This window comes from Paenibacillus sp. CCS19 (assembly GCF_033239625.1).
Lineage (GTDB): Bacteria > Bacillota > Bacilli > Paenibacillales > Paenibacillaceae > Paenibacillus_T.
Genome location: NZ_BTCK01000070.1, coordinates 1 through 24,011, shown reverse-complemented (window position 1 = coordinate 24,011; position 24,011 = coordinate 1). Strand labels below are relative to the sequence as shown.

The following is a 24,011-nucleotide window of genomic DNA, read 5'->3' as shown; positions in this document are numbered from 1 at the left end:
GGTTGGAAACCCATGGGGCCCTCCCTTGCAGGGAGGGTTTGGGTGGGTAGAAAATCTTCATTTATAATTAAAAATAATGAAGTTTATAAGATACTTTATAGACAAATATCGACGAATGGATTGAACCTGGCGTGAGTCTAGGTTACTATGAAGATAAGGTAAAAACACAGTAACGTAGTCGGATTTTATAGATTGATGTGAGGTGGATGTTGTTGCAACTTCAAGTGACGAACAGCCCGTTTACGAGCGAGCAAGCTGAACTACTCAATAAGCTGCTCCCAACGCTGACGGAAGCTCAAATTAACTGGTTAAACGGATATCTAACATTTTATCGTGCGGGCAATGCCGGCAGTGCGGCAGCGCAAGTTGCTACAGCCGCGGCATTGGAGGCACCTGCAGCAGCAGAAGTGCCAGCGGCTCCGCAGCTGCCGAGAGAGGCAACGATCCTGTTCGGTTCGCAGACGGGCAACTCGCAGCGACTGGCAGGGCGACTGGCTGATAAGCTCAAAGGTCAAGGATTTGACGTAACGCTGTCGGCGATGAACCAATATAAAACGAACAAGCTCAAAGAAGTGCCTTACTTGTTCATCGTGGCAAGTACGCACGGCGAAGGAGATCCGCCGGATAACGCGCTTACGTTCCATGAATTCATGCACAGCAAACGTGCACCGAAGCTCGAAGGCACCAAATTCTCTGTTCTGGCACTTGGCGATACGTCCTATGAATTCTTCTGCAAAACAGGACAAGACTTCGACGTGAAGCTCGCCGAGCTCGGCGCACAGCGCATCGTTGACCGTGTTGACTGCGACGTTGACTTCGAAGACGCGGCTGCTGGCTGGCTCGCAGCTGTTGAAAGCGCAGTAAGCGCAGCTGCAACGTCCGCTGCTCCGGCTGCATCTGGCGCAGCAGCATCGGCTGCAGCACCTGCAGCTGCCGGTGAATCGGAATATACGCGTGCGAATCCGTTCATGGCAGAAGTGCTTGATAACCTCAACCTGAACGGCAGAGGTTCGGACCGCGAGACGCGCCACCTCGAACTGTCTCTTGAAGGCTCCGGCTTGACGTATGCACCAGGTGACGCAGTAGGCGTTTACCCGCAGAATGATCCAACGCTCGTTGACGAGATTATCGCAGCGCTGCAATGGAATGCAGAAGAGGCTGTAGTAACGGGCAAGTCCGGCGAGACATCGTCGCTCCGCACCGCATTGCTGCACCACTATGAAATTACGGTACTGACGAAGCCGCTGCTGGAGAAAGCCGTTGCCTTCTCGGGCAACAGCAAGCTGGCAGAACTGGTTAACAATAAAGAAGAACTGAAAGCATATATGAACGGCCGCGACTTGCTCGATCTGCTTCGTGATTTCGCGCCATGGACGCTGAAGGCTGCCGACATCGCGAACCTGCTTCGCAAGCTGCCTCCGCGTCTGTACTCCATTGCGAGCAGCGTAGAAGCACATCCAGAAGAAGTGCATCTGACGATTCGCAAGGTCGAATACGAAGCGCATGGCCGCGAACGTAAAGGCGTATGCTCGGTGTACACGTCCGAACGTCTCCAGCCAGGCGACAAGCTGCCGATCTTCATTCAACAGAATCCGAACTTCAAGCCGCCGGTTAATCCGGATACGCCAGTGATCATGGTTGGCCCAGGTACAGGCGTAGCGCCGTTCCGTGCATTCCTTGAAGAGCGTGAAGAGACTGGCGCACAAGGTCAGACGTGGTTGTTCTACGGCGACCGCCATTTCGTAACGGACTTCCTGTATCAGACTGACTGGCAGCGCATGCTGAAGGACGGCGTTCTCTCGAAGCTGGATGTTGCGTTCTCGCGTGATACCAAAGAGAAAGTCTACGTACAGGATCGCATGCTTGAAAGCGGCGCTCAGCTGTATCAATGGCTGGAGAACGGCGCCCATGTGTATGTTTGCGGCGATGAGAAGCATATGGCACACGATGTGCACAAAGCGCTTCAGACGATCATCGAGCAGCATGGCGGCAAGTCCGCTGAAGAAGCGGCTGCATACGTAACGGCGCTTCAAGAGCAAGGTCGTTACCAACGCGACGTATATTAAGCGCTGGGGTAAGCGCGTATATCAATAGAAACGTGTAACGCAAGAGCATGGACCCATCATGGGGGCAAAGGAGCTAAAGGCAATGAGTGAAAAAGTAAAGGTTCAGCCAATCGGCGGAAAACCGAGCGACGTTGAAGAACTTAAGCTCGAGAGTAACTACCTGCGCGGATCGTTGACGGAATCGCTGTCGAACCGCATTACAGGTGGTCTGCCAGAGCTGGATAACCGTCTGTTGAAATTCCACGGCAGCTACATGCAGGACGATCGCGACTACCGCAACGAGCGTCAGAAGCAGAAGCTCGAGCCATACTATCAGTTCATGCTTCGTGTCGTAACGCCAGGCGGTCTGTCGACACCGGCGCAATGGCTTCTGATGGACGAACTCGCGGACAAATACGGTACGGGCAGCTTGAAGCTGACGACGCGCCAAGCGTTCCAGCTTCACGGCGTACTGAAATGGAACCTCAAGAGCACCATTCAAGAGATCAACCAGGCGCTGCTCACGACGCTTGCGGCTTGCGGCGACGTTAGCCGTAACGTAATGTGCAACCCGAACCCGTATCAATCGGACATTCACGCCGAGGTGTTCCACTGGTCGCAGCAGTTGACGTCGCATCTTGCGCCGAAAACGCCTGCGTACCATGAGATCTGGCTCGACGGCGAGAAGGTCGAGAGCGGCGAAGAAGAAGTAGAACCGATCTACGGCAAGGTATACCTGCCGCGTAAGTTCAAGATCGGTATCGCTGTACCGCCATCCAACGACGTAGACGTTTACTCGCAGGATCTTGGCTACATCGCAATCGTTGAGAACGGCAAACTTGTCGGCTTCAACGTGAGCGTTGGCGGCGGCATGGGCATGACGCACGGCGATACGAATACGTATCCGCAGCTGGCGAAAGTGATCGGCTTCGTAACGCCGGATCAAATTCTCGATGTTGCAGAGAAAACAGTGATGATTCAACGCGACTATGGCAACCGTTCCGTACGTAAGAACGCGCGCTTCAAATATACGATCGATCGTCACGGCCTCGACTGGTTCGTCGAAGAGCTTCATGACCGTCTTGGCTGGAAGCTCCAGCCTGCTCGTGAATTCCAGTTCGACAATACGGGCGACCGTTACGGCTGGGTTAAGGGCGTAGGCGGCAAGTGGAACTTGACGCTGTACGTGCAAGGCGGCCGCGTCATTGATACGGCAGGCATCAAGCTGAGAACGGCACTGCGTGAGATCGCGAAGATCCATACAGGCGATTTCCGTCTGACGGCGAATCAGAACCTCGTTATCGCTAACGTAACGAGCCAGAAGAAAACGAAGATCGCTGCGCTCCTCAAAGAGCACGGCGTCGAAGAAGGCGGCAACTACTCGGCTCTGCGCCGCAGCGCACTGTCGTGCGTAGCGCTTCCGACTTGCGGTCTTGCAATGGCAGAAGCTGAGCGCTACCTGCCTACGTTGATCGACAAGCTGGAGCCGATTCTGGAGCAAGCTGGTCTGCGCGATGAAGATATCAACATTCGCATGACGGGCTGCCCGAACGGCTGCGCACGTCCTGCGCTTGGCGAGATCGCGTTCATCGGTAAGGCGCAAGGCCGTTACAACATGTACATGGGCGCAGGCTTCAAGGGCGACCGTCTGAGCAAGCTGTACCGCGAGAATATCGCAGAAGAAGAGATTATCGAGACGCTGACGCCGATCATTAATCGTTTCGCGGCTGAGCGCAACAAAGGCGAGCACTTCGGCGACTTTGTAATCCGCGCTGGTTACGTGAAAGAGGTAACGGACGGCACGAACTTCCACGAATAATCGTTATGTATTGAACAAAGATCGCTCCACGCTGCCAGATCGGCACTGTGGAGCGATTTTTTTTTGTGCACGCATGACCTCAATTCACTGGAGACGGATCGCCAGAATGCTGACGGATGCAGCAGTGCTTATTTACGCCAGAATAACCGGATTTCACCTTGAGCGGTTGTCATGAAGCTTATTGTGCGCCATGTTCAATAAAATAAGCACTTATGAACTAATAGCCTCTCTGGCAACCTTAAGCTCCTAAACAGCACTCATTACACCCTAATAAGCTCTATGACAACCGTTACCGAGTTCCATCGCACCCAGCACCATGCACCGCACCCTCGCGCACCGCGCACCATGCAACGCACGGCGAACCTCCGCACTCTGCACCCGGCGCTTCATCCAGCCATTAGAAAGTTTTTATGAAACTTGGCGAATTTATCCGGTTTGTTTAAATTCAGTTTATATACGCTCGGTAAGATAGCACTATAAACGAGATGAGAGCATGGATGGAGGAGTTAAACAATGAGTAAAAGCAATCGGATCTTTGAGCCGAACAATGGCGATTGGGCTGTAGAAGCCAGCGGCCTGGTGAAAGCTTTCGGTGACAATAAAGCAGTAGATGGCGTTGATTTGAAGGTGAAAGCCGGTTCAATCTACGGTGTACTCGGGCCGAACGGCGCCGGCAAAACAACGACGATTCGGATGCTGGCAACGCTGCTGCGCCCTGACGCAGGTTCGGCGCGCATCTTCGGTCACGATGTGGTGAAGGAATCGCAAATCGTCCGTCAGCTGATCGGCGTAACGGGTCAATATGCATCGGTCGACGAGTCGCTGAGCGCAACGGAGAACCTGATTATTTTCTCCAGGCTGCTCGGACTTGGACGCGCGGAGTCGAAGAAGAAAGCAGCCGATCTGCTTGAAGAATTCGGCTTGACGGAAGCGGCGAAACGTCCGCTTAAGAACTTCTCCGGCGGCATGCGCCGCAGATTGGATCTGGCAGCGAGCTTGATCGCACAGCCGCCGCTTATCTTCCTCGATGAGCCGACAACGGGTCTTGACCCGCGCACCCGTACGCAAATGTGGGAAACGATTCGCCGCCTCGTGAAGACGGGCTCGACAGTGCTGCTGACAACGCAATACCTCGATGAAGCGGATCAATTGGCTGACCGTATCGCCGTAATCGACCTGGGCCATGTCGTTGCCGAAGGCACGGTCGATGAGCTGAAAGCTTCTGTTGGCACGTCGTCGCTCCATCTTCGTGTCCAGGACGCGAAGGATATTGCTGCAACGCGCCGTCTGATCGAGAAAGTATTGCAAGTACAAACCAACGTATCGTCGGAAGCGTCGAAGATTACGGCGCCAATGCGAGACGCGGATCTCGTGACGGACCTGCTTATCGCACTTCGCGCAGAGGGCATTCATCTAGCCGAGATGAGCGTGCAGAAGCCGACTTTGGATGAAGTGTTCCTGACCATTACGGGTGAGGGCGCAAGAGAGGAAGCGCAGCAGCAAGCAGCGGAATCGGAGCTGTCGAATAAGAAAGCAGTGGGGGTAAGAGGATGAAAACTTCAACAGCGGCAACACAGCCATTAAAAAACCGTACCAGCTTTATGCTGACCGTACGCAACTCGTTAACGATGGCCTATCGCGGCCTGCTCAAAATCAAACGGACGCCGGAGCAGCTGTTCGACGTGACGCTGCAGCCGATTATTTTCACCCTTATGTTCACGTATATCTTCGGCGGAGCTATCTCCGGCGATGTTCAGAGCTACTTGCCGGTAATTATTCCTGGTATTCTCGTACAGACGGTAATTACAACATCAGTCGTCACAGGTACGCAATTGCGGGAGGACATGGATAAAGGCGTGTTCGACCGATTCAAATCGCTCCCAATTGCGCGTATCGCTCCGCTTGCGGGGGCGCTGCTGGCAGACACGATTCGTTACACTATCGCTACTACGCTGACGTTTACGATGGGCTACATCATGGGTTACCGCCCAGAGGGCGGTCTTGGCTACGTCGTGCTTGCTGGACTTGTTGTTATCGCCTGCTCGTGGGCGCTCAGCTGGATTTTCGCTTTCTTCGGTGTTATCGCCCGTACCGCATCCAGCGTGCAAGGCATCTCGATGCTCGTATTGTTCCCGCTGACGTTCCTGTCCAACGCATTCGTTCCAGTCGATACGATGCCGAACTGGCTGCAATGGTTTGCCAAAATCAACCCGGTCTCACATCTTATTACCGCTGTTCGTGACATGACGAACTCGGCTTCGATTGGCTCTGATCTGGGCATCACGCTCATCGGAGCGGCCGTTATCGTAGCAGTCTTCGCTCCGCTGACTGTTCGCGCTTATATGCGCCGTACGTAATCGCATTAACTAATCAAAGCACGCGCCACATTAGTGGGCGTGCTTTTTTCTTGTATGAAGAAGCACGATTTGATAAACCGAGTTCTTATGCAATCAACGTGAGCAGCTTTTTCATTTAACATTCCTATTAAACCATCTTGATGGATACGCTTTCTTGGTATACGCTGGTTATTACTTACCTTACATGGAAACGGAGATCGTCCTCTTGCGCAAATCGATTGTCGTCATACTCGGCATTATCTGTGTCATTTTGATTTACTTTACGCTGATGTCCGCAGGCAAAGTGTTCCGTTCCGAAGGCCAGCTTCCCCCGCGTACGCCTGTATCCGAGCAGCCCAAATATCGGCTTGTCCTTATTACGCAGGAGCTGGATACGCCGTTCTGGGTCAAGGTCAGCAACGGAGCGATGGGGGAAGCGGAGAAGGTTGGAGCAAGCATGGAGGTATGGGGCAGCTACGGCAAGAATGAAGAAGATTTTCTGAAAAAAATCGAGATTGCGATCGACTCCAAAGTGGACGGCATCATTGTCCAAGGACTGGATTCCGATGCGTTCAAGAATCTAACGAAAATCAAAGCAGCCTTCAACGGCATTCCGATCATAACGGTAGCCAATGATGTGCCGATGGTGGACAGCCTAAGGCGGACCTATGTCGGATCCGACCAGTATCTTGCTGGACAGATGATCGCGAATCAACTGCTCGCGGATATGGGCGATTCGGGCAAGGTGATTATGCTTGGCGATAGCCGCAATGAATATTTTCAGCAGCAGCGGTTGAAGGGCATCGAGGATATATTGAAGAACCATCCGAACATTGTCACCAAATACGCAGAGACGGCAGACACGAAGGAGAAGGTCATTGCCACGACGCAAAATTTGATGAATGAGCTTCCAACGGTGGATGCGTTCATTGCCGTTAATGCGAATCTTGCCGGTGCGATGGTGCAGGAGATTGGCAGACGCGCGAGGGTCGGGCCTTATTACATCTATTCGTTCGACGACAGCCAAGATGCAATGTCGCTGCTGGAATCCGGCAATCTAGATGGCATGATCGGGCAGTCGCCTGAGGATATGGGACGCATTAGCGTCGATCGAATGGTCCAATGGCTGAGCGGGAAGACGGTGCCTCTGAATACGGAAGGCTACTTGACCGACATTCGGATGCTAAGAGAGGCGAACCAACCATGAACAGCATTCAGAAGAAAATATGGATTCTCGCCGGTGTCGTTCTTTCCATTATGGCTGCCATCTGGATTACGCTCACTTATTACAATCAGAAGACAATGAATCAGTATAATGACATCCTGCAGCGCTACTTGAGCATGAATGAAGTAACGAATGCCAGTCAGCAGACGATTACGTCGCTGTATAACTACTTGCTTGCGCCGACCGAGGTCAATCTATCTCAGCTCGATACGAGTAAGGTGCGCTTGCGTAAGGCACGAATAGCCGTGCTTGATTTGCGCAGCGAGGAAAGCGACTTTGCGCTGACGAATTATATGAATCTGATCGATAGTTTAATAGAGACGACCGACCGTTCCCTCATGTTCCAATCGGAGAAGGAATCGGAGGACTCCGACAAAGCTTTCTCGGAAGCGACGCGCATTTCCAAATACATATCCGAGATGACGCTTACGCTGCTGGATAATGACTTGAAGACATACGATCGTTTCTACCGCGATATGATCGACCAGTCATCGGAGCTGAAGAAGCTGGGCATCTGGCTGATGCTGACGATCACGTTCATGCTGCTGTTATTCACCTACTTGTTCTCCTCGAGCATTACGAGACCGATCTTGAAGCTGACGCAGGCGGCTAGAGAGCTGTCTCGCGGCCGGTTCGACTTGCAGGTGGAAGTGACATCGAATGATGAAATCTCGTTCCTGGCCAAAATGTTCGATCGCATGCGCATCAATATTAACAATCTCATCTCCGAGATTCAGCAGAAAGCCCAATTGGAGAACGAGCTGCAGCAGAACAAGCTGCTGCTGCGCGAGAGTCAGCTGCGAAGCTTGCAGAGCCAGATCAATCCGCACTTCTTATTCAATACGCTCGACATGCTCTCGAAGAAGGCTTACCTCGAAGGTTCGGAGGAGACAAGCGATCTGCTCGCCAGCGTGGCAGGGCTGCTGCGGTACAATCTGAAACGGCTTGATCGGCCGATGACGCTTAAGGATGAGGTTCGGGTGCTCAGCCAATACATTGAGATCCAGAAAGCGCGGTTTACCGATCGTCTGCAGTTCAATATGGATATCGATGAGAGCTGCCTGTCTATCCAACTGCCCGGCTTGACCTTGCAGCCAATCGTAGAGAATGCGGTCATCCACGCGGTTGAGCCTCGCGAGGACGGAGGGACGATAACGTTCCGCGTCTTCGACAGCGGGGAGCGGGTCACGATTGAAATTGCCGACGACGGTCCCGGCATGTCGGAGATGAAGATCAGGCAAATTCTCCATGAGGATAATTTCGAGACGGAAAGTCATTCGACGGGCATAGGATTCAACAATGTAGTGAAGCGGCTGCGCATCTTTTGCGGACTGGAAGATGTAATCGATATTAAGAGCGAGCCGGGGAATGGCACGAGCGTAATAGTAACGATCCCGAAGACGAAAGGAAACGTGAAGGATGACTAAGCTCTTGATCGTGGATGACGAACAGATCGAGCGGGAAGGGCTGCAGGCGATCTTGCAGAAGGGATTTCCCGATCTCGAGATTCGGCAGGCGAGGAATGGCATGATGGCCATAGAGATAGCGGAGCAGTACCAGCCGGAGCTGGTGCTGATGGATATTAAGATGCCGGGGATGAGCGGTATAGAGGCAATCGAGCATTTGTCGACGGACTATCCGGACATGAAGTTTATTATGGTGACGGCGTACGATACGTTCGAGTATGCGCGGAAGGCGATCAAGCTCGGGGTCAAGGATTACCTGCTGAAGCCGAGCAAGGCGAGCGAGATTGTAGCGACGGTAGGCAAGGCGCTGGCGCAGATTGCAGAGGATCGCAGGCAAGCGGAGACGAGTCTTCTGCATCGGGATACGCTGCAGAAGGTGCTGCCGATCGTGGAGACCGATATCGTGACCCAGCTGCTGTTCGATCATGTGCATGAGGTGCATTTGGATGAGTTGGTAGGTCTGCTGGGTGTCGGATCGGACAACGACAAGTTCGCGATGACGGTGCTGCTGCCGCCAGGCTCGGAGTCTCATTATTCCGTCATTAAAGATAAGGTTCGTTCGATGAAAAATGGTTGGGTCGGCGCGCTGTATGGACGGCAAATTCCGATCATCGCGTTCCGCGACCCGAGCCAGTCGTTCCGTGCGCAGGCTGGAGCGATCGCTCGCGAGCTGCTCGCGGCTGCTAAGGCGGATGCCGCCGCAGGCTGGTTCGTCGGCATCGGCAACGTGTGCGAATCGCTCGATCAGATTCGCCAGTCCTATCAAGAGGCGTTGGTCGCTTCGATGGATACGTCGGTACCCGTGAAATTCCGTTTCTTCGCGGATACGCCTGTGCTTGGCGTAACGAGCGAAGGCTATCCAGCGAAGCAGCTGGAGAAGCAGCTGTTCGAGCTGATCCGCCTCGGGCAGTGGGAGCAGGTCCATGCGGAGGTGACGGAATTCATTCGGCGCTACGAGCATGAAGGAGCGGATCTTCTCCAGGCGCAGCAGCGCGTGCTCGAGCTGCTCTGGCTCGCCTCGCGCGCGCTTCTGGAGCTCGGAGTAGAGATGGATACGCCGCTGTTTTCGTTCCAGTCGCAGGATTATCGCCAGCTGCGCGCCGAGTCCGCTCTGCTGCTGGATCGGATGCGGCAATCGCTTGCGGAGCATCAGGATCACATATCGCCAGATACGATCCAGCGGATCAAGCAGTTCATTATGGACAATTCGCATAAGGATATTTCGCTCGATACGATCGGCAAGCGTGTTGGCCTCAGCCCCTTCTATATCAGCAAAATGTTCAAGGAGCAGCTTGGCGTCAACTATATCGATTTCTTAACCGAATGCCGCATCGAGAAGGCGAAGAGGCTGATGGGCAATCCGGAATGGAGCCTTAAGAAAATTACGTATGAGGTCGGCTATCACGATCCGAACTATTTCAGCAAGGTGTTCAAAAAAATGTGCGACGTCTCGCCAACCGAATATCGGAAGGCGCTGCTCGGCCGAAGGGGATAGACAGGCGCATGAGACAACATACATTGCACGTCAGGCTGCTCGTGCTCGTGCTGCTGCTAACACTGTCTTGCTTGGCGGCGGCTTGCGACAGCGGGAATGGAAACAGCGGCAGCGAGACCTCTTCCGCGCAGGAAGGCATAGAGGAAACGGCCGTTCATCCGGAAACTGGCGAGAGTGCTGAAGTTAACGGCAGCAAGGAAGAGGCTAAGAGCAATAAGCGGATCAAAATCGGCTTCTCGATGGATGGACTGCAAGAAGAGCGTTGGCAGAGAGACCGCGACATGTTCAAGGAAGCCGCCGAAGCGCTTGGCGCCGAGGTTGTCGTCAAGGCGGCCAATGGCGATGACGCGATGCAAATCTCGCAAGCGGAGACGATGATCAGCGAGGGCGTCGATATTCTTGTGATCGTCCCGCATAATGCGGATGCAACGGCTGCCATTGTGCAGAAGGCCCATGCTTCCGGCATCAAAGTGCTTGCTTATGATCGGCTTGTGAAAAACTCGGAAATCGATCTGTATGTGTCGTTCGACAATGAGCAGGTAGGCGAGCTGCAGGCGAGAGCGATCACGCGTCTTGTGCCGAAGGGCAAGTATGTCTATATCGGAGGCGCGGATACGGATAACAATGCCCATATGTTCAAAAAAGGCGTGTTCAACGTGCTGCAGCCTTTGATCGATAGAGGGGACATTACGATCGTATATGACCAGTGGTCGAAGGATTGGACGCCTGCTAATGCATTGGCGAATATGAAAGCCGCGCTAAGCGCGAACGGCAACAACATTGACGCAGTCATAGCAGCGAATGACGGGACTGCAGGCGGAGTTGTTCAGGCGCTAGGGCTGCAAGGGATGGCAGGGAAAATTCCCGTTGCCGGACAGGACGGCGATCTCGCAGCGGCGCAGCGGATCGTCGAAGGGACACAGGTGATGACCGTGTACAAGCCGATCAGGCTTCTGGCAGAGAAGGCGGCCGAGCTTGCATTCAAGCTTGCGCGAGGCGAACCTTCCGGCGCCGATCGAAAGGTGAACAACGGCAAGATCGAAGTGCCGTCCGTGCTGCTCTCGCCGATCGCGGTGGACCGATTCAACATCGATGACACGATCATCGCGGACGGCTTCCACTCGCGTGAGGAAGTATATCGGAATGTGAAGGCGAAGAAAGAAGCGGATGAGTAGGCCGACACTGAAAGCTAATAATACACCTGTGCATTCCTGCAATGATATTAGTCTAACGATTTCTCGTCCTAGACAGTCGTACGTACGCGTACGGCTGTCTTTTTTTGCACCCGTATAAGCGATAGATCCGTTCCAAGTTAAAAATGTCCAGATAGTCGTAAAAGAGTGCTATAGTATAGCGCTTTCATTGGAAGTTCGGGATGGTATAGTTGCTCCAGTAAGTGATCTAGACCATTACCGAGAGGGGTTAAGAAAGATGAAAAAAGGCTTCAAAGCGATGGCCATTATGATGGTTGTCATGTTGTTCGCCGCATTGGTTACGGCTTGCGGAAGCAACGGCAGCAGCAAAGTAAGCGTAGGTATCGTACTGCCGACGAAGGACGAGGAAAGATGGATCCAGGACGAGCAGCGCTTCAAAGACGCATTGAAGGAATCGGACTATAAAGGTGAAATTCTGTTCAGCCAAGGCTCCTCCGCCAAAGAGAAAGAAAACGTAGAAACGCTGATCAACAAAGGCATTAAAGTCCTTATCATTTGTCCATTCGATGCGACGGCAGCCGGTGCAGCAGTGGAAGCGGCTAAGAAAGAAGGCATTACGGTTATTTCCTATGACCGTCTGATTACGAACACGGATGCAGTCGACTACTACGCAACATTCGATAGCAATAAGGTAGGCGCGAAGCAAGCGCAATACCTCGTTGACCATGTGAAAGGCACAGGCGTGCCGCTGTATCTGTATGCCGGCGCTGCTACGGATAACAACTCGTTCCTGTTCTTCGCAGGCGCTTGGAGCGTGCTGCAGCCGAAAATCGCCGACGGCACGTTCAAAATCGCGAACTCGAGCGAAGCGATTGCCGTTGCGGGCAAGGCTAAACTGGAGCGCGAGGAAATGGCGAAAGTCATCGGCCAAGTAACGACGAGCTGGAATCCGGACGAAGCGAAAAACAAAGCGCAAACGCACCTTACGGCAGCAGGCGCTGACTTGAAAGGCGACGTTGCGATCCTCGGACCAAACGATGCAACGGCTCGTTCCATTGCGGACGTATTCAAAGCGGACAGCGCAATCAAGAGCTATGTCATTTCCGGACAAGACGCGGATAAAGCTTCCGGCCAATACATCATCGACGGCAAACAGTCGATGACGATATTCAAAGACACTCGTACGCTCGTTAAAGATGCAATGGGCCTCGCAGTCGACGTTCTCGACGGCAAAACGATTGCAACGAACGGCGAATACGACAACGGCAAGAAGAAAGTGCCAGCCAAACAATCGGACGTTGTCGCTGTCGACAAAGACAACTTTAAGAAAGAGCTTGTAGAGTCCGGTTACTACAAAGAGTCCGACTTCAAGGGCCTGTAAGAACAAGCCATGTAGGCAAGGAGTAGTGGTAGATTCGTCTATCACTACTCCTTTATGTAAGAGTTGTTTCGCTAAGGAGTGCATAACGATGAGCGACTACATTTTAGAGATGAACAATATCTCCAAAGAGTTTACAGGCGTCAAGGCGTTGACCGAGGTCAACTTCAAAGTGGCTAAAGGCGAAATTCACTTCCTGGTCGGCGAGAACGGAGCGGGCAAGTCGACATTGATGAAGGTGCTCAGCGGCGTATATCCGCACGGCACGTATTCGGGCGATATCGTCTACAACGGCAAGGTGCAGAAGTTCGGCAAAATCGCCGACAGCGTGCAAGCCGGCATCGGGATTATCTATCAGGAGCTGGCGCTGTTTCCGGACCTTAGCGTGTACGAGAATATTTTTGCCGGCAACGAAGTAGCGCGCGGTTCGATTATCAATTGGAACCAGACGATCGTGCAGGCGAAGGAAATGCTCGCAAAGGTAGGACTGAGCGTGAACCCGGAGACGCTCATTAAAGATCTTGGCGTAGGCAAGCAGCAGCTTGTCGAGATCGCCAAAGCGCTCAGCAAGAACATTCGGCTGCTTATCCTGGACGAACCGACGGCAGCCTTGAATGAGAACGACAGCGAGAATCTGCTTAATCTGCTGCGGGAGTTGAAGAAGCAGGGCATTACCTGCATCATGATCTCGCACAAGCTGAAGGAAGTCATTGCGGTTGCGGACAAGGCTACAATCCTCCGCGACGGACGTACGATTTGCACGCTGGATGCATCCAAGGGAGAAATTAAGGAAAACGTCATCATCAAAAACATGGTCGGTCGCGAGATCGAAGATATTTACCCGAAGAGAGCGAATAAATCGTTCGGCGACAACATTCTCGAGGTAAAGAATTGGTCCGCCTTCGACACGCAGTTGGGCAGACATGTCGTGAAGGACGTTAACTTACATGTGAAAAAAGGCGAAATCGTCGGTATCGCCGGCTTAATGGGCTCAGGACGGACCGAGCTTGCGCTAAGCCTATTCGGCAATCCGAGATCCTATCGACTGCAGGGCGATATGCTGCTGAACGGCAAGCCAAGCTCGTTCAAGCATACGAGCGACGCGATTGACGCAGGCATCGCTTATGTGACGGAGGATCGAAAGGGTGACGGCTTGTTCCTGATTCAAGATATTCGGAGCAACATGACCGCAGCGAATTTGCGAGGTGTCGCCTCCAAGGGCGTCATTAACGCGAACCAAGAGGTTCAGGTGGCGCAGTCATACAAAAATTCCTTGAATGTCAAAGCGCCTTCCATCGAACAAATCGTCGGCAACCTAAGCGGCGGCAACCAGCAGAAGGTATCGCTTGGCAAGTGGCTGTTCGTCGGGCCGAAGCTGCTTATACTCGACGAGCCGACTCGCGGTATCGACGTCGGTGCCAAGTTCGAAATTTATACGATTATGAACAAGCTGATCAGCGAGGGCATGAGCATCATCATGATCTCGTCGGAGCTTGGCGAGGTGCTCGGCATGAGCGATCGCGTGTACGTCATGGCTGAAGGTCGAATCAAAGGCGAATTGTCCATTGAGGAAGCCGATCAGGAAAAAATCATGCAATTCGCTACGCAATAGGAGGAACAACGATGAACAACGTAGTCAAAGATGTGCCGAAGATTTCCGGCCACCGCCGGCCGTCCTCGGATCAAACGAAAGCAACATTGCTGGGCGAGGCGGGGACGCTGCTCAAAGTCAATATTCGCGAATACGGCATGTATATCGCTCTGTTCGTTATCATTGTCATTTTCTCCATCATGACAGACGGCTTGTTCATGTCTTCCCGCAACATCAGTAACTTGCTGGATGCAACGGGCTACACCGCCGTATTGGCGGTCGGGATGACGCTCGTCATCGTCATTCGGCACATTGACTTGTCCGTTGGCTTCGCGGCCGGCTTCATGGGCGCTATTGCCGCGATACTCATGACGCAGGCCGGCGTTCCGTTCTATCTGACGATTCCGATCATTCTTGTACTTGGCATCGTCATCGGGATGTTCAACGGCGTGCTCGTTGCATCGGTCGGCATACCTTCGTTCGTCTCGTCGCTCGCTGCTATGCTTATTTTCCGCGGAGCGCTGCTGCAAGTGACGGAGAAAACGGGTACGATCAACGTCCCGAGCGATCATTTCAACGCGATCGGCAACGGCTACCTGCCGGAAATTTCGGAAGTTGGCGGCTTGAAGCTGCTCTCGCTCATTCTTGGTCTTGTCGTTATTCTGTTGTACATTTACTTCGAATTCAAGAACCGCACGAACAAACAGAAATACAATTTCGAAGTTGTCTCCAAGGGGATTTTCACGATCAAGCTTATCTTCGTATCGGCTATAATCGCTTACGTGACTTGGATTCTGTCCGGCTACAACGGTTTCTCGTGGACGGTTATCATTGTGCTGGGCGTCGTGCTTATCTATCACTTCCTGACGACCAAGACGGTGCTCGGCCGCCATATCTATGCGGTCGGCAGCAATCCGGAAGCGGCTCACCTGAGCGGTATCAATGTGAAGAAAATAACGTATATCGTATTCGGCTCAATGGGTCTGCTCAGCGCGCTCAGCGGCATTCTGTATACGGCCCGCCTTCAGTCTGCATCGACGACGGCTGGCACGCTGTTCGAGCTTGATGCGATCGCCGCTGCTTATGTGGGCGGCGTATCGGCGGCAGGCGGCGTAGGTAAAGTAACGGGCTCCATCATCGGCGCTGTCGTTATGGCATCGCTGACGAGCGGCATGAACCTGCTCGGCGTCGGCATCTCCTACCAGTACATGATCCGCGGCGGCGTCCTTGCCGCAGCCGTTATCTTCGACGTCATGACGCGTCGGAAGAGAGCGTAACGAAGAAGCAGCGGCGAGGCATCATGCTTCTCGCCCTACGTAAGAATAATACAGCGCGATAGTTCGCGCACTGCGAGCCGCTCTCGGCCTTGGCACGGAATCCGTGCAAGCCGGGAACGGCTCGATTGTTCTTTCGAGTTATTCTCTGTTTAACCTCTGTCACACCAATGCCAGCTCTGTAGTGTATCTTCTCGCTCTAAAGTAGCGTTAGTACTACGCTGCAAACCCCGTCCCAAGTCCCGCTAGAACTACGTCGCTGCTCTACGCTACACTGATTCACCTGAACCTCAAATTGAATCCTTGACCGACGTTATCCTAGTATTGCTCAGTAACTCTTCTCGCTAACGAACCTCAGTAACTTTATCTTGCTCGATTCAGGAGGCTGGCGATGTAACGAACCCTGCACATCATATTTACTTCCAAACGCTGCTAGAACGAGGGAATCTGGAGGAATAGCGTGACCTGAGTTCGTTAGCATGCAGAAACGGTGTACAGTCGCACAATAGCGCCAGTGTGGTTCGTTAGCAAATTTCGTTACTTTGTTCCGTTCAATGCCGCTGCTTCTGAAATAGCGAAAGTGCGATACCTCTGTTTGCCGCTTGCAATGATGAGCAACTCAAGCTTAACTAGTGTATTCAATATTCGCCTCGCATGCTGGGCAGTAACCCTCAAATGCGCTGCCAACTCAGAAGGTGCGAAGGGACGCAATAAACGCCGAGCAAATCGAACAGTTTCAGCTTCGAAAGCATTGAGCTCAGCAGGTACGTTCATTGAAACAAACTTGCCGACGAAGGCGAGTACGAGTTGTTGACAGCGCCAAGGTTCTTCTTTAATGGACGGATATGCTAAAGGAAGAAACATCCACTCGTCGAGCGCCATAAGACTATGCCGCCAGCATAAGTCTTTGAACCGCTTTACATCGAGGTCTCTCGCGTGTGAGCCGTATCCTTGAATTTCGATTCCCCCTTTAACACCACTTGGCATATAAGCTAAATCTACATAGCGGTATCCGCTGTTGAAGTCTCGAACTTCCCACTCCGGGTACAGATGATCGAAGTTTCCTACGGCGGGAAACCAAATATGCCGCAAAAATTCGACCGTACCATGGCCTAGACCTTTCTCCAATAACTCACGTCTGCGATGATTATTCTCTTGCTTAATTTGCTGCAATAGCCACTCTTCGTACTTGGGTTCGAAACGCGCCATTATATGTAAGCCCCCTAAATAGTCATCCGTAACACGCAAAAAAGCCGCCCCGATACGAAGTATCGAAGCGGCGTGTGCTTCACGACCGAATGTGATGCTGTTTGGTTTGCCAATAGTGTAGCTTGATTTTATAAGGCGCGCAATAGGCCCGGATGATTTATTGGAAGACAGCAGCGGGTTCATTATTCTAACGAACTTCAGCAGCCTTATTTTGCTCAAGTGGAGACGGTGGCATTGTAACGAACTCTAAACACTTTATATACCCTCGAATGCTATTGTAACGCGTCGATTTAGTTGAATAGCGTGATCTGAGTTCATCAGCGTTAGAAAACAGCGAAAAGTCGGGCAATAGCGTGTAATTGGTTCGTTAGCATATTATAGTGCGATTTCGAGACAGCTGACCCGCCTTAACGAACTTCAGCAGCTTTATTCCACTCATGTAGAGACGGTAGCGACGTAACGAACCCTGCACATCATAATTACTCCTAAACGACGCTGGAACGAGAGAATTTGGCGGAATAGCGTGATCTGAGTTCGTTAGCATGCGAAATGGGCGAATAAGTGAATAATAGCGTCACCTGGGTTCGTTAGAGCGGGCAGATGTGGCATTTCGTCACAATATAGTGGTTTCCGAGTTCGTTATGTTCAGCATTTGCCCGTAATGACGCAATATCTTCATGTCAGCGTGATAAGATCGGCTATTAGGCCAGAATTTGCCGAAATATCGTAAGATGGAACGAAATTCTTTTGTCGAATGAGCCGATAAAATAAGACTCTGACTAGACTGGCTGTTCGGTCGAATGATATGATGGAGTCGGGTGATGAAAAGGATGAACAACGAGACGACCAATGAAGAAGTTAAAGGCAATCAAACAGCTGAACCGGATCCACAGTTGGTTGAGCTGGTCAAGGCTGTTCATCATAACTGCCTTGTAGCACTGCGGATGCATTATAACGAAGTGGATGGACAAGTGGTAACGCAGGAAATGTATGGTCCTGTATTCATCTATCACGTGAAGAACGATGCGAATCAAGTTTATTCCTGCGGTTTCTTCCTGCGTGAGTTGGTCAACCGTTTCCAATCCGGCAATGATCCGGCGGAATGGCTAGCTTCATTCTTCGTAGAGCTGATGAAGCAGGAAGGCGGAAGAGGGCTTCCAACGCCGCCGAAGTCCGAAGACGATGCCAAATTCGTCGTCGACAAAGTACTCGTACCGCAATGTGTGACGCTAATTCGCGAAGAATTCGCTCCGGAGCCTGTACACGTCGATCTAGCGCTGCATGAGAAGTTTGGTCCTGTTCTTGAAGCAGGATTCCCATCTATTGTAGACGGTAATAATGTTTGCGCTTTCCCGCTGCATCTGCTGGTTACGCATCTGCTGTTGAACCGCGATCCTGCAGAGCTGCTCATTCAAGGTCTGTACAACATTCGTGAAGAACACGGCCTTCAGTAACATCATCATTTATTATCGCAATCAAGGAATACAATGTATGCAAACCACGTCTGACGGACGTGGTTTTTTTCTGTTCATTGCAATAATGCGGCACGACAAAAAAGCCCTAGGTCTAGTCCCAGGGCGCTGACGAAGGCGCTTACAATTTGCTTTTGAGTGCTAGCAAATATTTGAGTGCGATTCCGAAGGCACCGATGTAGTAGCCAACTTTAACGATCCAACCCGTCGAGTCGAGTACAGAGATGCTGGCAAGCAGCAGCAGCGGGAGGACGTAGTACAACGTGTCTTGGAGGTAGCTGAGGATGAGGGATGGCGTGAAATCTTTGGTGCGAAGAGCGTGATAAAGTCCAACGAGAAAATCAAGTGCCATGAAGCCAAACACGATCCAGAGCGAATAGAGCATCCAGCCTGTGAGCAGCGTAGTCATTATGCATCACCTCCTTGCAGGAGGAGTGGTTTGTGTTTCTAATCTATCATATGTAGCAGGATGTGCTTTTGCTCGGGACAACTATACCAATTTATCGGTTTTTGCGGAACAAACGGTGCAGATGTAAAGGAGCGAGCTTATAAGCGCGATAGCTCTGTGTTGAAAGATGCGTTTTATTGGTGTACTCGGCAGCGTATCTTCACTTGTCTTTATCCCTGCTTTTGTTATGATGGTGCTTGAAACCATCCATATGAAGAGGGACGTGATGCTCAAATGGCTAAGCTGACACCATATTTCTACTCCGAAGATGCTCGATCGCAGGCTGACTTTTATGTTCAAGCGCTTGGCGGGCAAATCATCGAACAGATGACGTACGGACAAGCGCCGGGAACGGATGAAGCACTGAAGGATCGCATCATCCATATGTCGTTTATCGCTGCCGGCGTGAATTTCTTCATCGCGGATACGATGCATGAACCTCCAGGTCGCAGCAGCAGCTTCGACCTGAACTTGGAGTTCAAGACCGATGAAGAAGCGCAGCGCGCATTTGCGAATTTGTCGGAAGGCGGACGCATCATTATGGCGCTCGAGAAACAGTTCTGGGGCACACTGTTCGGACGTCTGGAGGACAAGTTCGGCATCAAGTGGCAAATTAGCACAGAGGCTCTGAAGCCGCAGTAACGCAGTATAGGATCAAAAACGTTAAGCTCACCGCAATATGGCGATGAGCTTGTTCTGCTCCCGGCAGGAAAAGATCTATACAATTCCCATAAGTTTCTATATAAATGCTATGCAAGCCGTCGTTCCGATGATTTGATCGGACGGCGGCTTTTTAGTATCCTAAAGTGTCAATTAACGCTGCAACATTTTGAACTGAATCACGTCGTTATAGGTTAGTAAACAGGATTGGCAGAGAGGGGCCTTAGGCGTGCAAGTACCAAAATTTCGTAAAACGTTCCCGTACATGATCGCATCGTGTATGGCAATCTCATTCCTATTATCGTCCTGCGGCGCGAAGGATAAGGAGTCCGTTCCTCCTCCGAATGCCATACAGCAAACCGAGCAGACAAACAACTCAGCAGCCTCGTCCAATGAGTCGGAAGCAGAGGCGCCCACGGAGAGCCAGCCATCGGGTACAACCGAGGATGAGCCCGAAATCCCGGTCAGGGCACTGATCGCTTCACTGCCAGACCATCACATTGAGATGTTTGGTTTAGATAATGGCGTAGAACTGCACGTAGGCGATCATGTCCAGCAGTACGACTGGATATATATGACACCCAGAGGAATTGAACCAAGGATGGCAGTGAAAGACTACGATGGCGATGGTCATGATGAGCTTGCCATCATTCTGTACATAGGCTCAGGCACAGGTGTCTCCGTCGAAGAGCTGCATATGATTGAGATAGAGGAAGATCCGAAGCTGCGTGACCATATGTTCCAAGAGAGCGACTACTTGGATCAAGTATATCCTGCTATATCATTCAAACCGATCAAGCAAGAGGAAGAGTTGACAGCAGAAGTGAAGGTCGGGTCCAAGACCATTGAAGTCACAATGAAAAACTATTATGATCATGAGGAATTCGGAGCAGCCAGCGATAAGCTGGGTATTCGCGACATTGTGGGATTTAGTTTTGATGACAATAAGGCCATCAAGGCGAGTTTCGGTGTTGGTGTTTTGTTCGAGAAGATTGCATCCCCGCAGTATATTGGCAGATTGAATGCGGACGTTTCGTACCGCGACGGACAATTCAAGCTGTCCAATTACGAATTCGTTGTAGAGGAGAATATTTAGGTCCTCAGGCCCGATTTATATTCATACCCAGCCTGTTCTGTTCTAACAAGGTGCTTCACTAAGCGTAGACGAATGAATCGATTCTCGTATAGAGAGCAGGCTAATAGGAAGCCCGCAGCAACGGACAGCTGCGGGTTTTCTCCGTTGTTTCTCAATCGGTACTTGACAGGATGAATCACGAAAGCTTAAAATCTAACCAGTTAGTTAGAAATGTTGCGAAGGCGGGAGCGAGCATTACACAGAAGGAACGGAAGTCGAAGAAAACGTATGATGCTGCGCGAACGAGGGAAATCATTCTCGACGCAGCAGAACAGATTTTCGCAGATCAAGGTTTCTCGGCTGCACGAATTGATGCGATTGCCACGGCTTCGGGTTATAACAAAAGCCTGATCTATCAGTATTTTACCGATAAAATAGGGTTGTACATGGAAGTCGTCAAGCGAGCCGACCAGTTAGGCGACCAGATGCTTGCCGATATGTCGGGCGGTCTGATGAATGACGAACAGCTTACGAAGGATGCGGGCAAATTCAAGCTCTTTCTGGAAACGGTCGTGCGCAGTACTTATGATTTCTTAGTGCAGCATCCGCGGTTCTTGAAGATCTATTCGTGGGAAGCCGCGGAAGGCTGGCGGACGTGGAATCAGATTTCGTATCGGCCGGACGATATTACGCAACTCCTCGATTTGGCTAAGCAAGCGAAGGAGAATGGTCTGTTGAGAGCGGATCTAGACCCTTATTATTTGCCGATTCTACTGCTCAGCAACGTAGGCTTCTCTATGCAGCATTTCTCACGCTTCAATATTGATATGACAGGTGATGGGGAGCTGGATGGCAAGTCTGGTGCGGGCGGCAGCTCGGCGCATGCACGGGAGCAACTCGTTCGATTCGTGGTTTACGGGATAATGGAACCGTCTTTATTGTAAGGAAATAAAGGCGGTATTCTTTTAGCCTAAATATAAATAACTAGTTAGTTTTAAAAATGAAAGGTGGATGATGAAGGTGATCAACATGCACAACAGTAAGACGAGGTGGTGGGTGCTTGGCGTGATGGCGCTCAGTGTTCTGACCATCGGATTGGATACGACCGTGCTCAATCTGGCTCTGCCGGTGCTTGCATCGGATCTGAACGCCGCGACAAGCGAGCTTCAATGGTTTGCGAATGCGTACAACTTAGTATTGGCGGCTATGCTGCTGCCTGCCGGGATGCTTGGCGATCGTTATAGTCGGAAAAAGCTGCTGCTGCTCTCGCTTGTCATGTTCGGCGCAGCTTCGGTTGCATGTGCGTACGCATCTAGCTCGGAGGCACTCATTATTTCTCGGGCAATACTCGGACTCGGGGCTGCGCTCCTTATGCCGTTATCGCTGTCGCTTGTTCCGTTCTTGTTCTCGGAAGGCGAACGTCCGAAGGCGATGACTTTATGGGTTACCGCAAGCGCACTGGGGCTGCCGCTTGGCCCTATCATTGGGGGCTGGCTGCTGGAGCATTACAACTGGGGGACGATTTTTCTCATAAATGTGCCTATCATTGTAGTTGCATTAATTGCATTGGTAGTACTGCTGCCTGAGTCGACTGTAGAGAAGCAAAAGCAGCGAATCGATTGGCTGGGAATCATCACATCGAGCTTGGGATTGACTGCTATTACGTACGGAGTAACACGATCAGGTGATGAAGGCTGGAACGATGGAATCACATTAGCTTCTGTAATCGCAGGTATATTGCTGCTTGGTTTGTTCGTCTGGCATCAACGCCGAACAGCATACCCGCTTGTTGAAATGCAGTTGTTCCGTCAAGGTGGTTTTACTTGGGGGGCGGGAATGGCGACGTTGGTCAACTTCGCATTGTTCGGTATATTGTTCGGATTACCGATTTATCTCCAGGTGGTGCAAGGGGTGGATGCACAAGCGGCCGGACTGCGTATACTGCCGCTTATAGGCGGTGTCGTGGTTGGTTCAAGATTGTCGGGACGACTGTCTGCTCGTGCGGGCGACAAAGTGGCTATTGCGTTAGGTTTCTTGATCGTTGCAGCAGGTTTTGCAATGGGCGGTCTGACAGAAGTATCGACGAGCTATGGTTACACGGCGATTTGGGTGGTATGCGTTGGCGTCGGACTGAGCTTCGTCCTGCCGGTCGCAATGAACGCTGCATTGGGAGCTCTGCCTGAAGATCGGGCAGGCGTTGGCTCCGCGGTCATTATGGCGATGAGACAGATTGGCGGTACGATTGGGGTAGCTTTTCTTGGCTCGCTGCTCAACAGCGTCTACAGTCGCAATGTTGACGTAAGCAATCTACCGGAAGCGACGGCAGAAGCCGTTCGCAATAACGTCTCTGCCGGAGCGATTGCCGCGGGTGAACTAAAATCCGCATCGCTCCTCAACTCGGTGCACGGGGCGTTCGTAGACGGGCTGGATATGATGCTGTTCGTCTGCGGCGGTATCGCAATCGTAGGGATTGCGTTGACGGTGCTATTTTGGCCGAGGAAGGTGGAGGTCGTGAAGGGGAGCGGGGTAGAGGAGCAACAGCTATTCCATTAAGTACAAAAAAGCCCTCATCCCGAGGGCTTTTTGTAACTTCCAATAAAGCACACTTTCCTCTACGGCGTGTTTATTACGGCGTCGTACCCCATACCACCGTACCATTCTGATACAATACAACCTTGCTCCAGTCGGCATATGAGGTTTTGGTGCCGTCGTACGAATAGTCGTTAGACTCGTTGAAATTGGACCAATCCGACTTGGACATTCGCAGCTGGATTTCCCCGCTTTGCCCGCTGGCCAGAATAGACCCCGCGGCAGAGGAGAAGCTGAGCTCCACGTAAGAGTCGGCATTCGTTCCGGTGACGGAGCCGAATGTGATGCTGACGTTCGAGGAGCCGATTTGGGCCCAATCGATCCATCCATTCATCGCAGCGGTGCCGTCCTTGGTGAAGTAATAGCGAATCTTCAACGTGCTCAGATTAACTGCGGTGCTGCCGGTATTCTTGACGATGAAAGATGCTTTAATTTGATTGTCCGAAGCATTGGTATCCGAAGCGCGGTATTGAATAATGAGGCCATTTGATGTGCTGGTTCCACCGGTTGGGGCCGCGCTTGCTTGTGAGGAGTTGGCGCTGCTGCCCATATTGTTCGATGCGCTGACTACGTAATAGTAAGTCGTACCGTTTGTCAAGCCTGTATTCACGTAGCTGGTCGTCGCAACGGTCGCGACATCCGTGTATGGACCGCCCGATAGGAGCGCGCGTTTCACCGTATAGCTCGTCGCGTCGGACGAAGCCGTCCAGGAAAGCGTCACTTGCGCATTGCCGGGCGTGGCTGTCAGACCGGTCGGCGCCGCAGGGGATTCCAT

At 51.9% G+C, this 24,011-nt stretch carries 19 protein-coding genes; 16 read left to right on the top strand and 3 right to left on the bottom strand.

All coding sequences use genetic code 11. From position 1 onward, the window contains the following. Positions 1-212: 212 nt before the first annotated feature. From SBI19_RS28030 to SBI19_RS27980, 11 genes are all read left to right on the top strand, one after another. Positions 213-2,066 carry an assimilatory sulfite reductase (NADPH) flavoprotein subunit gene (locus tag SBI19_RS28030; protein WP_317972826.1) on the top strand — a complete coding sequence of 618 codons (1,854 nt, stop codon included), beginning with the start codon at positions 213-215 and terminating at the stop codon, positions 2,064-2,066. 82 nt (positions 2,067-2,148) lie between these two features. Then, entirely contained in the window at positions 2,149-3,864 is a 1,716-nt protein-coding gene (gene cysI, locus SBI19_RS28025; protein ID WP_317972825.1) for an assimilatory sulfite reductase (NADPH) hemoprotein subunit, read from the top strand. A gap of 513 nt (positions 3,865-4,377) precedes the next feature. Continuing rightward, positions 4,378-5,418, top strand: a complete 1,041-nt coding sequence (locus tag SBI19_RS28020; protein ID WP_317972824.1) for an ATP-binding cassette domain-containing protein — start codon at positions 4,378-4,380, stop codon at positions 5,416-5,418. After that, positions 5,415-6,221, top strand: coding sequence for an ABC transporter permease (locus SBI19_RS28015; RefSeq protein WP_317972823.1), 807 nt, complete (start codon positions 5,415-5,417; stop codon positions 6,219-6,221). The genes SBI19_RS28020 and SBI19_RS28015 overlap by 4 nt, the downstream gene beginning before the upstream one ends. 205 nt (positions 6,222-6,426) lie before the next feature. After that, on the top strand, positions 6,427-7,407 hold the full coding sequence (locus SBI19_RS28010; RefSeq protein WP_317972822.1) for a sugar ABC transporter substrate-binding protein: 981 nt from the start codon (positions 6,427-6,429) through the stop codon (positions 7,405-7,407). Continuing rightward, complete coding sequence (locus SBI19_RS28005) at positions 7,404-8,852, top strand: sensor histidine kinase (protein ID WP_317972821.1); 1,449 nt, start codon at positions 7,404-7,406, stop codon at positions 8,850-8,852. Before SBI19_RS28010 ends, SBI19_RS28005 begins: the two co-directional genes overlap by 4 nt. Then, complete coding sequence (locus SBI19_RS28000) at positions 8,845-10,386, top strand: response regulator (protein WP_317972820.1); 1,542 nt, start codon at positions 8,845-8,847, stop codon at positions 10,384-10,386. Before SBI19_RS28005 ends, SBI19_RS28000 begins: the two co-directional genes overlap by 8 nt. 8 nt (positions 10,387-10,394) lie before the next feature. After that, positions 10,395-11,561: a D-xylose ABC transporter substrate-binding protein gene (gene xylF / locus SBI19_RS27995; protein ID WP_317972819.1), complete on the top strand. Its 1,167-nt coding sequence runs from the start codon at positions 10,395-10,397 to the stop codon at positions 11,559-11,561. A 256-nt stretch (positions 11,562-11,817) separates the two neighbouring features. Continuing rightward, positions 11,818-12,921: a sugar ABC transporter substrate-binding protein gene (locus SBI19_RS27990; RefSeq protein ID WP_317972818.1), complete on the top strand. Its 1,104-nt coding sequence runs from the start codon at positions 11,818-11,820 to the stop codon at positions 12,919-12,921. Between the two features lie 88 nt (positions 12,922-13,009). Further along, positions 13,010-14,530 (top strand): sugar ABC transporter ATP-binding protein, encoded by a 1,521-nt coding sequence (locus SBI19_RS27985; protein ID WP_317972817.1) that lies wholly within the window; start codon positions 13,010-13,012, stop codon positions 14,528-14,530. Positions 14,531-14,667: 137 nt separating this feature from the next. Then, positions 14,668-15,786 carry a sugar ABC transporter permease gene (locus tag SBI19_RS27980; RefSeq protein ID WP_317972829.1) on the top strand — a complete coding sequence of 373 codons (1,119 nt, stop codon included), beginning with the start codon at positions 14,668-14,670 and terminating at the stop codon, positions 15,784-15,786. Between the two features lie 534 nt (positions 15,787-16,320). Here the strand turns inward: SBI19_RS27980 and SBI19_RS27975 are convergent. Beyond that, on the bottom strand, positions 16,321-16,992 hold the full coding sequence (locus SBI19_RS27975) for a transcriptional regulator (protein WP_317972828.1): 672 nt from the start codon (positions 16,990-16,992) through the stop codon (positions 16,321-16,323). A gap of 821 nt (positions 16,993-17,813) precedes the next feature. Between SBI19_RS27975 and SBI19_RS27970 the strand changes: the two genes are divergently transcribed. Then, on the top strand, positions 17,814-18,446 hold the full coding sequence (locus SBI19_RS27970; protein ID WP_317972816.1) for a hypothetical protein: 633 nt from the start codon (positions 17,814-17,816) through the stop codon (positions 18,444-18,446). 139 nt (positions 18,447-18,585) lie between these two features. Here the strand turns inward: SBI19_RS27970 and SBI19_RS27965 are convergent, their stop codons facing one another. Next, entirely contained in the window at positions 18,586-18,873 is a 288-nt protein-coding gene (locus SBI19_RS27965; protein ID WP_317972815.1) for a hypothetical protein, read from the bottom strand. 273 nt (positions 18,874-19,146) lie between these two features. On the opposite strand from SBI19_RS27965, the gene SBI19_RS27960 reads away from it, so the two are divergent. The 4 genes from SBI19_RS27960 (at position 19,147) to SBI19_RS27945 (ending at position 23,200) form a co-directional block, all read left to right on the top strand. Further along, positions 19,147-19,554 (top strand): VOC family protein, encoded by a 408-nt coding sequence (locus tag SBI19_RS27960; RefSeq protein ID WP_317972814.1) that lies wholly within the window; start codon positions 19,147-19,149, stop codon positions 19,552-19,554. Positions 19,555-19,801: 247 nt separating this feature from the next. Further along, entirely contained in the window at positions 19,802-20,668 is an 867-nt protein-coding gene (locus SBI19_RS27955; RefSeq protein WP_317972813.1) for a hypothetical protein, read from the top strand. A 170-nt stretch (positions 20,669-20,838) separates the two neighbouring features. Next, complete coding sequence (locus SBI19_RS27950; protein WP_317972812.1) at positions 20,839-21,591, top strand: TetR/AcrR family transcriptional regulator; 753 nt, start codon at positions 20,839-20,841, stop codon at positions 21,589-21,591. A gap of 85 nt (positions 21,592-21,676) precedes the next feature. Then, positions 21,677-23,200 carry an MFS transporter gene (locus SBI19_RS27945; protein WP_317972827.1) on the top strand — a complete coding sequence of 508 codons (1,524 nt, stop codon included), beginning with the start codon at positions 21,677-21,679 and terminating at the stop codon, positions 23,198-23,200. Between the two features lie 73 nt (positions 23,201-23,273). On the opposite strand, the gene SBI19_RS27940 is transcribed toward SBI19_RS27945, so the two are convergent. Further along, positions 23,274-24,011: cellulose binding domain-containing protein (locus tag SBI19_RS27940; protein WP_317972811.1), on the bottom strand; the 738-nt coding region annotated here is incomplete at its 5' end.

What these genes read in the sequence shown, in the direction of transcription:
- SBI19_RS27970 (WP_317972816.1), top strand. Translation starts at nt 17,814, where the DNA reads ATGAAAAGGATGAACAACGAGACGACCAATGAAGAAGTTAAAGGCAAT.
- SBI19_RS28020 (WP_317972824.1), top strand. Translation starts at nt 4,378, where the DNA reads ATGAGTAAAAGCAATCGGATCTTTGAGCCGAACAATGGCGATTGGGCT.
- SBI19_RS27945 (WP_317972827.1), top strand. Translation starts at nt 21,677, where the DNA reads ATGCACAACAGTAAGACGAGGTGGTGGGTGCTTGGCGTGATGGCGCTC.
- xylF (WP_317972819.1), top strand. Translation starts at nt 10,395, where the DNA reads ATGAGACAACATACATTGCACGTCAGGCTGCTCGTGCTCGTGCTGCTG.
- SBI19_RS27975 (WP_317972828.1), bottom strand. Translation starts at nt 16,992, where the DNA reads ATGGCGCGTTTCGAACCCAAGTACGAAGAGTGGCTATTGCAGCAAATT.
- SBI19_RS27990 (WP_317972818.1), top strand. Translation starts at nt 11,818, where the DNA reads ATGAAAAAAGGCTTCAAAGCGATGGCCATTATGATGGTTGTCATGTTG.
- SBI19_RS28015 (WP_317972823.1), top strand. Translation starts at nt 5,415, where the DNA reads ATGAAAACTTCAACAGCGGCAACACAGCCATTAAAAAACCGTACCAGC.
- cysI (WP_317972825.1), top strand. Translation starts at nt 2,149, where the DNA reads ATGAGTGAAAAAGTAAAGGTTCAGCCAATCGGCGGAAAACCGAGCGAC.
- SBI19_RS27950 (WP_317972812.1), top strand. Translation starts at nt 20,839, where the DNA reads ATGAATCACGAAAGCTTAAAATCTAACCAGTTAGTTAGAAATGTTGCG.
- SBI19_RS28000 (WP_317972820.1), top strand. Translation starts at nt 8,845, where the DNA reads ATGACTAAGCTCTTGATCGTGGATGACGAACAGATCGAGCGGGAAGGG.
- SBI19_RS27980 (WP_317972829.1), top strand. Translation starts at nt 14,668, where the DNA reads ATGTATATCGCTCTGTTCGTTATCATTGTCATTTTCTCCATCATGACA.
- SBI19_RS27965 (WP_317972815.1), bottom strand. Translation starts at nt 18,873, where the DNA reads ATGACTACGCTGCTCACAGGCTGGATGCTCTATTCGCTCTGGATCGTG.
- SBI19_RS28005 (WP_317972821.1), top strand. Translation starts at nt 7,404, where the DNA reads ATGAACAGCATTCAGAAGAAAATATGGATTCTCGCCGGTGTCGTTCTT.
- SBI19_RS27960 (WP_317972814.1), top strand. Translation starts at nt 19,147, where the DNA reads ATGGCTAAGCTGACACCATATTTCTACTCCGAAGATGCTCGATCGCAG.
- SBI19_RS27985 (WP_317972817.1), top strand. Translation starts at nt 13,010, where the DNA reads ATGAGCGACTACATTTTAGAGATGAACAATATCTCCAAAGAGTTTACA.